Here is a 12,438-nt window from a genome sequence, read left to right as displayed (position 1 = left end):
TGTACATATCTGCCATCCTTGTTCTTTGTGTTGCTGCGGCCCACTCATACCTCGGAGAGCGCTACATACTAGTTCGCCTGTTTCGCAGAAATGACCTACCCAAGATATTTGGAAGCGCAGAATTCACCACTCGCACATTGCGTTTTGCATGGCATTTAACCTCTATTGCATGGCTTGGTTTTGCCAGCGTACTAGTTCTTCTTGCTCACCCACCTATTCAGCCACGCATTATCGGTTTAATTATAGGTATTACTTTTCTTGTACACTTTGCAATAGCACTCGCTGGTTCCAAGGGCAAACACTTGTCATGGCCTGTGTTTCTTACAATTGGTATTCTGGCAATCTATGCAACAAACACCTAACTACTGGTTCAAGCCGTTCGCTACGCTCACTCGGGACCGGCTAAAGCCGGCCCCTTAACCAAACGTTATGCATCTTCGAGGAGTTATATTACTGTGGCGGAAAAAGAATTCATTGACTACGTCTCAGCCATTGGCAATGTAGCGACTCCATTATTGGTTATTGCTCTATCTGCAATCGGGTGGCGATTTAAATCTAGCATTGAGCGAAAAGCGGATCTTGAAAACAAACTCCGTGACGATCGCATTGACATATACAATTTAATTTTAGAACCATTTATTATATTGCTAATGCCGGATGCAGCATGGACGCAGGATAAGAGAAATAAGAACATAAACAAAAACGATCTGGCTGTCGGAAAAATGCTAAGCCTTGAATATCGAAGACTTGGCTTCAAACTTTCATTGATGGGTTCTGATCCAGTTGTTAAATCGTACAACAATTTGATGCAATACTTCTATGGCATGGAAGAAAATCAGTCAGCATCAAGCAAAAATTTTCTAAAAGACATGCTGGAGCTTCTTGGTACTTTTTTGCTCGAAATAAGAAAAAGCATGGGGAACGAAGCGACGTCACTAGACCACTGGGACATGTGTGAATGGTGGATGTCTGACACTCGAAAAATTAAAAATGGTAACTACAATGCATAACAATTGGTTCAAATCGTTCGCTGCGCTCACTGGGACCGGCTAAAGCCGGCCCCTTAACCAAACGTTAGCCGCCAATTAAAGGGAAGCGTTGGATTCAGTGATAAAAGTAATTTCTATTTCCTCTGCAGTAATACTCAGTGCTTTCGCTACTGTAATTTCGCAATTTGCTGCCTTGGTATTAATTCTTAGCGGTGCCGTTATATATTCGAGAACTTACATTCGCGCTAGGTCACTGCCAGCTTCGGAAGCTATCGTTCTTAAATCCAGCACAAGCAACCGTGTTGGCCAAGCACTCATCATTGCACCCCTAATTGCAGTTATCGTAGTGATGGCTGCGATGTCGGGGGTATTTACAAAATGAAGCATGCGCTGTGTTGGTCGGCTAACAAGGCGCTCAAATCGCTCACTCCGTTCGCTGGGACGGCGTGCCGCCGCCCCTTAGCTTAATCGTTAGGTTGCCAGGTCACGAGTAGCGATCTAGTGCAGTAATTGGTGCGTCAGGTGAATCGCATGAAGTAGCGTGTTCATTTGGCTTTGATAGTTTCCGGTAGTTACTGACCAACTGGAAATCCTGGTATGCACATGTCATTTCATCACTTCACTCGGCTGGTGCGTCGGTTGGGCAAGTGTCGCACTGTTTGATGTTGCCGGTTTGGCTAGTGCGTTGAGCTATCAAAGTTCTGTGCTACTGGCAAGTTCATTGCAGCAGCATTAGCATTGCCACTGGTTCTATAGGGTTCCTGTCATGTCTCATGTCAGGTTTACTGTTGAGCAAAGCGTTGTTCGAGTTCAGTGCCGCCGGCCGCCTAACAAGGCAATGGTGCGGACTGCCTACATTGCGCTTCGCTCCATTACGGCAGCCGCACATCGTGGCGTTAGACGTCAACACCGATATCCCAATAATTGATCAAAGATCAGAATTGTTATTAATTTTTCCAGTATCAGACTCTTCACAAGGAGTATTAAGTGGATCTCACCCTTATATCTGGTCTACCTCCTGAATGCAGGGATATACGCACAGAAATCGCCCCACTGAGGTTCAAAGAGGCTTTACTTCTTGAGGCTTACCGAGACCGTAAGGAAGGAAGAAACAACGGCGGAGTGAAGGAGCACCTAATCGCCTGTAAATCTTGTCTAAACTGGCTCGGACAACAAGTCGAGGAGCGTTTTTTCCTTCGCGCGAAGAGAGCTGCCGAATATTGCTGTTTGAGCATGTATATGGCCGCTGAGGAAACCGCTCCTGGAAAAGAGGTAATCACTGGCGTCGTCATGGAGAAGGTTCGCTTTAGCCTTTGGCGTGGGGAAGATCCGGTATGGAGCATTGGAACCAAAGGGTGTCATATCTTGCATTGTCCCTGGTGTGGCAAGCGTCTACCTAATAAACCATTTAGTACACGCACACCTAACATCGGAATAGACTGGCTTGAACCTGAAAATTCATGACGTCTAACAATAGGTTCAAATCGCTCGCTGCGCTCACTGGGACGGGCTAAAGCCCGCCCCTTAACCAAACGTTAGAGCACATCAAAATATGAGACCGCACCATGATCAGTAAACTACTAAAATTTATAGCCCCATTCCTCACTGCACATTTGCATAAAGATCCAGTGTCCGTTCACGGGGCGTTAAAGGGCATGTCTTACGGCCAAGCTGCGATTGCATTCGCTATTTTTATAAATGACACATCAAATCAAAGCCACATTATGGCTGCCTTCACGTTTATATTCCCAATATTTATTGCTCTAGGCGCTGCTTTTGGCGCCATGGCGCAACAAGAGAATAAAAACGGAAATATTCTTGTCGTAGCTATATTTTTATTTACATTGCAAACCGCACTGCATTCAGTTGCATTGTTTGTATTCTTTTTTAGCTTTAATAAGCTTGCATCCCTAACATTTATCTTCAGCATGCTAGCTGTTCTTAATCTTTTTGGTCTTGCCGCAAAACTGCATACAAGCATCTCGAAAAATGACAACGCTACAGAGAAGCTCTAACAAGTGGTTCAAATCGTTCGCTTCGCTCACTGGGACGGGCTAAAGCCCGCCCCTTAACCAAACGTTAGGCATCAATTGTGCTCATCAGATTTGCGGTGTTTGAAACTGACAATGATTCGGGGCACAGCGCTGGAGCCTTGGTGGCAGCCCATACACTAAGAGATGAGGGTGATCTTACCGTTTCGGAGCACAGAGAATTGCGCATCGCTCTAAAATGGTTTAACGAGAATTTGCTGATACCTGAAACCTTAAACGACATTGAACACCGCAGAGCAATATCTTGGTTCAAGCCAGAGGCCGAAGAAGCAATAAAGAAAATGTGGCTCCTAAAAAACATACTTGAACAACACGGAATTAATATAAAAATTCTTCGAACGGAAGATCCAGGTACTACCCTGCATGACGACTCATGGCAGGTTATTGCCAAACCACATAAAGGGCAACGGTTTTGAATTGGAAAACGCATGCCTAACAAGTGGTTCAAACCGTTCGCTTCGCTCACTGGGACGGGCTAAAGCCCGCCCCTTAACCAAACGTTAGAGCCATACATGCATCCGAAAAATCTGAAACCGTGGCTTATTACATCGTTTCTAGCGCTGTCAGTGCGATTTTGTGCTGGCCTGTATTACCTATATATAGGCTGCCCAAGAATCTTGGGGAACTGCTATAAAGAAGGTGCTAGCGCCGCATTTTGGCCAATAACAGTTTCCACGCTAGTATTCTATATATCGGTATTGGCAATCATTGCCATATTCACAACAAGAACGCTAAAGTTTTTAATACGTCTTGCTAAACAAAAATTTTCCGCGAACAGCTCTAACTAGCGGTTCAAGTCGTTCGCTTCGCTCACTGGGACAGGCTAAAGCCTGCCCCTTAACCTGAACGTTATGCATTTATGGGAGGTCGCATTGCAGCCATCAACGATCACTGCTGGAAATCTGAACGACCTTGTCCTGGCGGTTCAAGAGCTAGGCCAGCCATCTATTATTGATTACGCCACATTATTACTTGCAGTTCTTTCAACGTTTATAGCCCTTGCAGCGGCCGCTTATGCAAAGCATCAGAGAAACATATCAGCCAGAGCAGAGAAACAAGCTATACACATAGAGCTTTTAGATATTCTGTATTATCTAAAAACCTACAGCGGCGAACTGGACTCCGCTGCCGACATAATTTTTAAAAGGCTTCAGAAGCTCAAAACAATATCGGAGGCAGCTTTTTCAAAAGAGGCACGGCTATTTATAGAAAGTGTTCTAACAAAAATGCACAACATGCCATCCAGAAAAAAGGCATACGAAAATGGCGTAAGCAAAGAAGCTGAAGAGCTATATAACGCTCTTGGTATTGACGCCAATATTCACGACTCTCTTGGCATCGAATATATGAATATCAAAGTTTATTTTTCAAAAGAAGCCTTTGAAGAATTCGAGAAACACTTCTCTGTCAATGCATAACAAATGGTTCAAATCGCTCGCTTCGCTCACTGGGACGGGCTAAAGCCCGCCCCTTAACCAAACGTTACCCAACGATAGACAGATCGGCGTAAGGATACGTAAATGACATGGAATCAGGGTGACAATAAAACGAAAAACATGCTAATAAGCCAAGCTCTTCTGCGATGTCGCTTAACTGCGTTAAAACGAACATCGCAGAAGAGCTTGGCTAACAACATGATTTTTTCGCTCTCTTGCCGCCCTGAGTTTCACCTGCATTTACCTGCCCGCTGCGCGGGCTCGTGTAGATCGTCGGATAACAACTCGCTGAAGCACACACTCGCAAAAAGCGCGCGAGCGGTGCTTAGCTCGAATCGTTAGGCCCAAGAGCAAAAATCAGAACATAGAAGTTATGCATTCAAATAACAATTGGCTTTGGCGTTCTGGAAGTTTGCGGTGCTCATACGATTCCGGCCTGCAACATTCGCACTCGCAAACTCAAATACGTTTCGCGGCAACAGGTTTATCAGCGCACGTTGTTCAGCATCGCCGGGGGCTTTTTCCCGCACAACCGTGCGCGTATGCTCCAGGCCACACATCCAACAATGAGTCGTATCACCGCTCGGCGGCTGGCGCGCAATCGCGTGGCCTAACAAGCGGTTCAAGCCGCTCGCTTCGCTCGCTGGGACGGGCTAAAGCCCGCCCCTTAACCAAACGTTATATTTCCAAGCTGGATTCTATGTTCTATTCATTTCATCTATTTGCCGGAACATTTAAGAACGAATCAGAAGCTCAAGAATTTACATTTGAGCAGTGGGAGCCTGAGCCTTCACCCGAAGCAAGCGATAGTGTCTACGAAGCTTGGGAGGATAGAAACCCTACTTGGCGACTAAAACAGGAGTTGGGGTTTTATATGGATTCTGACTTTGTTGAGCTGGCAACCGACCCAGCCTATATCAGTAGCCTTATAAAAAACGCTGATGAAAAATCTATTTTTAACAACCTGCCTTGTTCGAATTATAGTCACTACATAATAGTTGGTGCAGACTCCATATATGGTGATCTACGAACCACGTCAAATGAAGAACGCATTAGAGAGCCTGAAAGCACCGCATCACTTATGTATCTTGGCAAGTTCAACAACGAAATATAACAATTGGTTCAAACCGTTCGCTTCGCTCACTGGGACGGGCTAAAGCCCGCCCCTTAACCAAACGTTAGAGGCTATCTCGGAGGAATATGGAAACCTTCTCATTTTTACTGCAGACCAAAGAATCGCTTATAGGCGTAGTAACAGCGATTTTTACAGTTATTTATGTTTTTGCAGCACAGAAATTTCTACTCGCTAATCGCGAGCGCCGAAAAACGAGGGAGACACAACTATTCGACACAATCTCCCAAGGAATTAGAAATGGTGCACTGGAGTCCGTCGAGGACTTAATTAACGTTTACAAAGGTGTGTACACGCTAGGCACCGATGATATTTCTCACAGAGCAGGGCTTGCAAAAGTTCTTAGAGAGTACATTGTAAAAATTGTTTCTGACGCAACAATTGACTCCCAAGAAGCAAAAGACCTAAAAGAATTTGCAACCATAGTCATAAAAAAGATCGAATCTGAATCCCCATTTGCCGAGCTACCAGCCGCTGAGCGCAACTTACTACTGGATGTTGAGCGGTTCATAAAAGCCGCAGACCAAGCGTCTGCAAGCGCCAAACTTCAAGACCTAGCTGGTCTAATTGAAGTGCGTCAAGACTCTATGAATCGCCTACAAAGTTCAAACAAATGGTCGGTTCCGCTGGCAGTGATAGGCTTAGTTTTCACAATAATTTTTGGCATTGTGTCACTTATCAAATAGCCTCTAACAACTGGTTCAAACCGTTCGCTTCGCTCACTGGGACGGGCTAAAGCCCGCCCCTTAACCAAACGTTAGCCGCAGGAGCTATGCATGGAGGCCACGTGGAATACATAGCAAAATCGCCACGACTACGGTTATCAGTGACATTAATACTGACCGTAGTAATTGGTGTCTTATCAAGCATCATGGCAAGTCAAATAATGCCGCAAGGCGTATTAACTTGGTCGCTACTACCAAAAGTCTCTTCTTTCTGGCTGTTAGCACTATTTTCCGGGGCCTGGGTTTTCATTCATGTAAGATTTCTAAATTACGATGAAAACGTCATGAGATATGCAGATGACCAGCACTGCATTGCCCTCATTCGGAAAGCAAAACTTGAAGGGCTTGCTGCTCTTATACAGAAGAACCCAGAACAGGCATCTTTGGTTGATGCCAAAACGTTCCTAAAGAATTTGGGGGTAAAATGAGCATACTCCTCTCTAAGCCAGCACAAGAGAAACTACAGAAAAATGAAGTCCGCGGGCAGGTTTCGGTACACCAGCTAGTGTCTAAACTTGAATCTCTAAACGTATCTAATCTCGAAAGCAACCCGTCAGTTCGGCGAGTAGCAGGTACAACCGAAGAAATTTATGTAATGCGCATAGGTGGCGATCTCCGTGTTTTTCTCACGAAGAAAGGCAAAGACATTGTTCTACTTAGCATCGAGAACGGCTAACAATGCGCTCAACTGCCGCTCACTCCGTTCGCTGGACGTCCAAAAGCTGCGCTTTTGGCCGCCCGTTAGCTTAATCGTTAGGGAACTCATCATGTCCGAGCCGAAATCGACATATACCAAAGAAGAGTTCTGGGCTGAGCTCAACGACCTTGGCGAAGAGGAAGTCCGAGTCCGATTGTTTGTCTCAAAGCAATGGGGTGATGTCGGCCAAAAATATGAACTAACGCATATCTGGCTAAAGTCACAAGAAGACAAACGTGTCCTTGAAGCCTCATCTAAACGGGACGCTAGGGAATTAGAAACCTTAGCTATTGCCAAGCGCGCCAATAAAATCTCAATCGCAGCAATTGTTATTACAGCGATTTTTGCAATTGTCGCTATTTTTCTCCAAAAATGAGCGCCTATATCCAAAAAATCGGGAAATATTATAACTTAGAGCTGGTCAGTAGCATGAAGCTAAACTCCCCTAACTAGTGGTTCAAGTCGTTCGCTTCGCTCACTCGGGACGGGCTAAAGCCCGCCCCTTAACCAAACGTTACCCAACGATAGACAGATCGGCGTAAGGATACGTAAATGACATGGAATCAGGGTGACAATAAAACGAAAAACATGCTAATAAGCCAAGCTCTTCTGCGATGTCGCTTAACTGCGTTAAAACGAACATCGCAGAAGAGCTTGGCTAACAACATGATTTTTTCGCTCTCTTGCCGCCCTGAGTTTCACCTGCATTTACCTGCCCGCTGCGCGGGCTCGTGTAGATCGTCGGATAACAACTCGCTGAAGCACACACTCGCAAAAAGCGCGCGAGCGGTGCTTAGCTCGAATCGTTAGGCATTATAAGAGGTATGCGCATGAGACCAACCTTTAAAGCAGCCATCCTCGCCATATTTCTCACCCCATATTTTGCAAGCGGCGCAGGAAGCGAAATGATCACAAAAGACTCATTAGTGGAAATGTTTGAAAATATCTCAAATAACACCGAGTGGGATTTATCAAGCCCATTGTTATGGGGGTATTTTTTTACAAGCTCCAAAATAGAAAACCTGCATAAATCTGCCTCTGACTTAGAGGCCGATGGTTATAGATTTGTTAAGATATTCCTCTCAGGTAAAGATAACCCTGATGAGCCTGATCTGTGGTGGCTTCATGTGGAAAAAATTGAAACCCACACACCTGACTCGCTATTCGACCGAAATAAAGAACTGTATCAGTTTGCCTCCGAGCACCATCTGGATTCTTATGATGGAATGGATGTTGGTCCTGTTGGCGGTAAGCATTAGCAAATGCCTAACAACTGGTTCAAGTCGTTCGCTTCGCTCACTGGGACGTCCAAAAGCTGCGCTTTTGTCCGCCCCTTAACCAAACGTTAGGTCTACACATGAATAACACTTCAAAACTCACACTCGCATTAGTAACAGCCTTGCTTATTGGATGCTCAGGCGTGCCTTATGCGCCCAAAGGCACAACTATGTATGCTGGTGGGTACACTGATAAGAAAATTGCTGAAAACACCTTCTTAGTAACATTCGAAGGTAATGGCTACAATACGACACCTCAAGTAGTAGGCTTCGTCAAAAAAAGAGCTGAAGAAATATGCTCGCCCTTAAAAGCTGACGTTGAAATTAGAGAGTATTTGGCAGAAGTAACAAATCACGCGGCACTAAATGGCCAGCTTTATACTACAAATCACAAATTTCCTAGCGCAGAAGGCACCGTCACCTGCACCAGTAGAACCTAACTAGTGGTTCAAATCGCTCGCTGCGCTCACTGGGACGGGCTAAAGCCCGCCCCTTAACCAAACGTTAGGTGCTTTACGTGAAACGCATCCTCTTCGTATGCAGCCAGAATAAGCTTCGCAGCCCAACGGCTGAACAGGTGTTCTCCCTGGAGCCAGGATTAGAAGTGCTCTCAGCAGGCACCAATCACGACGCCGAGAATCCAATCACTCCAGAGTTAATTGAGTGGGCGGATAAAATACTGGTAATGGAAAGAACCCATCGAGAGAAGCTTCAAAAGCGCTATAAAGCCCATTTCAATGGGAAAAGCATTATCTGCTTGAGTATCCCTGACGAATATGAATATATGGATCCAGAATTGGTAAAAATTTTAAAAGAAAAAATACCCCAGTTCCTTGCTTAGGCTCACACCTAACAATGCGCTCAAAGCGCTCACTCCGTTCGCTGGGACCGGCGAAGCCGGCCCCTTAGCTTAATCGTTAGATACCACTCATGAACTACTGCGACCACATGTATCACCTCTGGTTTTTCCTACCGAGGGCTGAAGAGCAGCCAATTTGGAACTACAAAAAGTGGCATTCCATTACAGCCCCCTTCAACCAGATCATTGCAAGCTGTCGTGGAAACCCTTCCGTCAGATCGCAGCAACTCGAATCAAACAGGAAAAACCAAGTTAAATTTGGCCGCATTGGGTGGAATGAAAAATCACACCAAAAGTGGTGCCACCACGACACTGAAGACAAAATATTTGTCGATACGCAAGTATGGGCACCATCACCGGGCCAGTGCGAAAAAGAAAGCACGCCTCCTGATTTCTTCATGGCAATAAATAACCGAGCCAACTCAAGCGACAGCGAGCATACATTTGGCTCCGTTATTATAATGGCGCTCAGAGCGGAAGCATTTCATAAAGACGAATCACTCGCGGCCACAGTTTGCAACGTAACCAACCCAATTCTTTGGGGATATTGCCAGAGACCCTGGGGTAAAAGGCTAAACGACTCTGGCGCCTACACTAACTCCATCCAAGACATGGCAGTTATTGGGCTGCTAAAAACAGGAAACTGGCAGGGTAAAGCCCTAGATAGCGAGTGCCTCAGAGATATCTGGGAGGAGGTTCACTGCGGTGGCATCTAACTACTGGTTCAAGTCGCTCGCTCCGCTCACTTGGACGTCCAAAAGCTACGCTTTTGGCCGCCCCTTAACCAATCGTTAGGCACTTCAAATGAGCCAAGGAAAATTCCCAGCCATAGCTTTGCTGATAACGGCAACGCTCCCACTCTCACTTTTTCTCGTGTCTATATCGGTTGCATGGCGCGCTCTAATTGAAGCGCAAAGCTCAAGCAGTGAATATTTCTTCCGCATCTGCCCCACAACGTCAAACGCAGAGTGCACTACATTCACCTGGCTACATTTAACCATTTTCTGTGCAATCTGCTTTAGCACAGGAATTTTACTCGCAAGACTGGGAGTCAAGAAGTGGAAGTCCACCAGCGCCTAACAATGCGCTCAACTATCGCTCACTTCGTTCGCTGGACGTCCAAAAGCTACGCTTTTGGCCGCCCGTTAGCTTAATCGTTAGGTAACACAAGGAGGTTATGTGCCGGCGCACCAAGGAAGCTGCCATTGCGGCGCAATAAAATTTCAGTTTGAAGCACCCACCATTGAAAGCGGCTTGCGCTGCAACTGCTCCATTTGTCAAAGAAAGGGGGCATTGATGAGCGCATTCACAGTAGCTCCGTCTGAGCTAGCCATCACAGCCGCTCCTGGCGCTCTATCAACTTATGAGTTCGACAGCTGTATTGCAAAGCACCACTTCTGCAGCAAATGCGGCATCTATCCATTTCATCAAACAGTGAGAAAGCCAGGTCATTACCGCATCAACCTTGGCTGCCTGGAAGGCATCGATACATCCTTGCTCCCGTTTGAGGTATTTAATGGCGCAGCTATCGAGGTGTAACCTAACAATGCGCTCAACTATCGCTCACTCCGTTCGCTGGACGTCCAAAAGCTGCGCTTTTGGCCGCCCGTTAGCTTAATCGTTAGGCACGGTTACTTTTTTGGTGGTTTTCTTATGCACGGAAGCACCTGCTCAGTATTCCATCCACAGCTCCGCATTGTTGCAAGCAGCCAGTGCCGGCGCGAAGTCCAACTGATTTACCGGAACGTTTTGCGCTGGCGCGGCAGGCCCATTCCCGGCGTAAATGGCTTGTTTCAGTCGGCATTGCAGCGCCGGCAAACGTCCGCACGTTCGTTGCCCACCATTTGGGTTCGACTTGAGCTACAGTCAGCGTCGCCGGTTCATTCAATGTCCGACTTGCCACCGCGTCTAACTATAAGTTCAAGTCGTTCGCTTCGCTCACTTGGACGGGCTAAAGCCCGCCCCTTAACTTAACGTTAGAGGTAAGGCATGGAAAGCATGGCGCAGCCCAAGGAAATTGAGGGTTTAGTTCCGCATGATTCAAGCCTAATAAAAGTCGAAGTGAGCTGGGCGGAATCAATTTGTCGCCTATTCATTCGTGTTGCGCGAACCAATGCGCCTGACTCTGCCATAAGAGTTATAGAACTCATCGACCTTAAAGAAGCTGTAATTCCTCATAAGAACCCTTGGGGCAGCTCTGTATCTGTAAACTCTGCCACACAAATTTCAGAGCTATACAAAATCGAAATGCAAAGCGGAGATACAATCGAAATCAGAGCTGGAGGTTTACGTGTCACTTACCTCTAACAATTGGTATATGGACTCTCCCCGCAAGCGGTGAGGAATAGCTTTTCCAGCCCTGTCGTCAGCGCGGTTGCATTCGTATATCCGGCCTGTGTTGGGCGCTATCGCCCTGGCCATTCTGTAGTTCGCGCAGCGGGGGCCAAGCGTTCAATCGATCCCTCAGATCATGATTGTTATCGGCCTTGTTCCGCTGCTGGACTCGCCTGTTCCGACAGTGCTGCTGCTCACCACAACCCCATGAAAACCTTCACCCTATCCTGATTACCCCCCGCCGTCAGGCGGGCTTGGCGCTGTGCCAATCGCCGCTGAAGCGCCGCGCATGGCACCACACCGCCCAGCAAATCCGCACCAGTTTGTTCGCCAGGGCCACCGCCGCCTTGTTGTGGCCGATCCGCGCGGCGGTCTCGACGGCCCAGCGCTGGAGTTGGGTCAGTTTCTCCGGCGTGCGCGCCTGGCAGCGCTGCGCCGCCAGCAAGGCGGCTCGGGAGCCGTGGATCAATAACGTGCGGACATAGACGTTGCCCTGCCGGCTGATGTGCCCCAGCTTGCGCCGCTCGCCGCTACTGAACTCGCGCGGGGTCATGCCCAGCCAGGCGCTGAGCTTGCGCCCATTGGCAAAGCGTTCGGGTTGGCCGACCGCGGCTTTCAGGGCGCTGGCGGTCAGCACGCCAATGCCGCTGACCTCGTCCAGTTTGTGCACGATCTCATCCTCGGCATGCCAGCGCTGCAGTTGCTGCTCGCACTCGACCATGCACTGCTGGTAGAGGTTGATCTCGGCCAGGACGATGTGCAGTTGATGCTGCACAGGCGCCAGCTCGGGACGCTCGATCAACTCGTTGGCCCGGCGCAGGAACGCCGCGGTCGCAGCCGGCGCCTCGATGCCGGCCTCGCGCAAGATGCCGCGCAGCAGGTTGATCCGGCGCCTGCGCTGCGCCAAGACGTTTTGCCCGCCGCCCGCCCTTGCGGCA

15 protein-coding genes and 1 pseudogene are annotated in these 12,438 nt (G+C 47.6%); 15 read left to right on the top strand and 1 reads right to left on the bottom strand.

The window, feature by feature from the left end:
* Positions 1–455 precede the first annotated feature (455 nt).
* The 15 genes from ACSX1C_RS00830 to ACSX1C_RS00760 all read left to right on the top strand — a co-directional run bounded on the left by ACSX1C_RS00830 (position 456) and on the right by ACSX1C_RS00760 (position 11,473).
* The gene (locus ACSX1C_RS00830; protein ID WP_439887828.1) at positions 456–1,010 is read left to right on the top strand and encodes a hypothetical protein; all 555 of its coding nucleotides are present in this window, start codon (positions 456–458) and stop codon (positions 1,008–1,010) included.
* Between the two features lie 966 nt (positions 1,011–1,976).
* On the top strand, positions 1,977–2,453 hold the full coding sequence (locus ACSX1C_RS00825; protein WP_439887827.1) for a hypothetical protein: 477 nt from the start codon (positions 1,977–1,979) through the stop codon (positions 2,451–2,453).
* 101 nt (positions 2,454–2,554) lie between these two features.
* Positions 2,555–3,004, top strand: a complete 450-nt coding sequence (locus ACSX1C_RS00820) for a hypothetical protein (RefSeq protein ID WP_439887826.1) — start codon at positions 2,555–2,557, stop codon at positions 3,002–3,004.
* Between the two features lie 77 nt (positions 3,005–3,081).
* Complete coding sequence (locus tag ACSX1C_RS00815; protein WP_439887825.1) at positions 3,082–3,456, top strand: hypothetical protein; 375 nt, start codon at positions 3,082–3,084, stop codon at positions 3,454–3,456.
* 456 nt (positions 3,457–3,912) lie between these two features.
* On the top strand, positions 3,913–4,458 hold the full coding sequence (locus ACSX1C_RS00810) for a hypothetical protein (protein ID WP_439887824.1): 546 nt from the start codon (positions 3,913–3,915) through the stop codon (positions 4,456–4,458).
* Between the two features lie 718 nt (positions 4,459–5,176).
* Positions 5,177–5,590, top strand: coding sequence for a hypothetical protein (locus ACSX1C_RS00805; protein WP_439887823.1), 414 nt, complete (start codon positions 5,177–5,179; stop codon positions 5,588–5,590).
* 86 nt (positions 5,591–5,676) lie between these two features.
* A complete protein-coding gene (locus ACSX1C_RS00800) occupies positions 5,677–6,294 on the top strand; it encodes a hypothetical protein (protein ID WP_439887822.1) in 618 nt (205 codons plus the stop codon).
* A 101-nt stretch (positions 6,295–6,395) separates the two neighbouring features.
* Positions 6,396–6,761 carry a hypothetical protein gene (locus tag ACSX1C_RS00795; RefSeq protein WP_439887821.1) on the top strand — a complete coding sequence of 122 codons (366 nt, stop codon included), beginning with the start codon at positions 6,396–6,398 and terminating at the stop codon, positions 6,759–6,761.
* Positions 6,762–7,100: 339 nt separating this feature from the next.
* Positions 7,101–7,406, top strand: coding sequence for a hypothetical protein (locus ACSX1C_RS00790; RefSeq protein WP_439887820.1), 306 nt, complete (start codon positions 7,101–7,103; stop codon positions 7,404–7,406).
* A 454-nt stretch (positions 7,407–7,860) separates the two neighbouring features.
* Positions 7,861–8,289: a ribonuclease E inhibitor RraB gene (locus ACSX1C_RS00785; RefSeq protein ID WP_439887819.1), complete on the top strand. Its 429-nt coding sequence runs from the start codon at positions 7,861–7,863 to the stop codon at positions 8,287–8,289.
* A gap of 98 nt (positions 8,290–8,387) precedes the next feature.
* Entirely contained in the window at positions 8,388–8,747 is a 360-nt protein-coding gene (locus tag ACSX1C_RS00780; protein ID WP_439887818.1) for a hypothetical protein, read from the top strand.
* A gap of 77 nt (positions 8,748–8,824) precedes the next feature.
* Positions 8,825–9,148, top strand: a complete 324-nt coding sequence (locus ACSX1C_RS00775) for a low molecular weight protein tyrosine phosphatase family protein (protein ID WP_439887817.1) — start codon at positions 8,825–8,827, stop codon at positions 9,146–9,148.
* Positions 9,149–9,237: 89 nt separating this feature from the next.
* Entirely contained in the window at positions 9,238–9,882 is a 645-nt protein-coding gene (locus ACSX1C_RS00770) for a hypothetical protein (protein ID WP_439887816.1), read from the top strand.
* A gap of 463 nt (positions 9,883–10,345) precedes the next feature.
* Complete coding sequence (locus ACSX1C_RS00765) at positions 10,346–10,705, top strand: GFA family protein (RefSeq protein ID WP_439887815.1); 360 nt, start codon at positions 10,346–10,348, stop codon at positions 10,703–10,705.
* A 450-nt stretch (positions 10,706–11,155) separates the two neighbouring features.
* On the top strand, positions 11,156–11,473 hold the full coding sequence (locus ACSX1C_RS00760) for a hypothetical protein (RefSeq protein WP_439887814.1): 318 nt from the start codon (positions 11,156–11,158) through the stop codon (positions 11,471–11,473).
* Positions 11,474–11,744: 271 nt separating this feature from the next.
* On the opposite strand, the pseudogene ACSX1C_RS00755 reads toward ACSX1C_RS00760, so the two are convergent.
* Positions 11,745–12,398 (bottom strand): annotated as a pseudogene (locus ACSX1C_RS00755) (IS110 family transposase); the annotation flags it as partial.
* Positions 12,399–12,438: the final 40 nt, after the last annotated feature.

Source organism: Pseudomonas sp. MBLB4123 (genome assembly GCF_051904775.1).
Classification (GTDB): Bacteria; Pseudomonadota; Gammaproteobacteria; order Pseudomonadales; family Pseudomonadaceae; genus Aquipseudomonas; species Aquipseudomonas benzenivorans_B.
The sequence above is the reverse complement of the archived record's forward strand: the minus strand, read 5'-3'. Positions and strand labels throughout refer to the sequence as shown.

What these genes read in the sequence shown, in the direction of transcription:
- ACSX1C_RS00820 (WP_439887826.1), top strand. Translation starts at nt 2,555, where the DNA reads ATGATCAGTAAACTACTAAAATTTATAGCCCCATTCCTCACTGCACAT.
- ACSX1C_RS00805 (WP_439887823.1), top strand. Translation starts at nt 5,177, where the DNA reads ATGTTCTATTCATTTCATCTATTTGCCGGAACATTTAAGAACGAATCA.
- ACSX1C_RS00800 (WP_439887822.1), top strand. Translation starts at nt 5,677, where the DNA reads ATGGAAACCTTCTCATTTTTACTGCAGACCAAAGAATCGCTTATAGGC.
- ACSX1C_RS00790 (WP_439887820.1), top strand. Translation starts at nt 7,101, where the DNA reads ATGTCCGAGCCGAAATCGACATATACCAAAGAAGAGTTCTGGGCTGAG.
- ACSX1C_RS00785 (WP_439887819.1), top strand. Translation starts at nt 7,861, where the DNA reads ATGAGACCAACCTTTAAAGCAGCCATCCTCGCCATATTTCTCACCCCA.
- ACSX1C_RS00780 (WP_439887818.1), top strand. Translation starts at nt 8,388, where the DNA reads ATGAATAACACTTCAAAACTCACACTCGCATTAGTAACAGCCTTGCTT.
- ACSX1C_RS00770 (WP_439887816.1), top strand. Translation starts at nt 9,238, where the DNA reads ATGAACTACTGCGACCACATGTATCACCTCTGGTTTTTCCTACCGAGG.
- ACSX1C_RS00760 (WP_439887814.1), top strand. Translation starts at nt 11,156, where the DNA reads ATGGAAAGCATGGCGCAGCCCAAGGAAATTGAGGGTTTAGTTCCGCAT.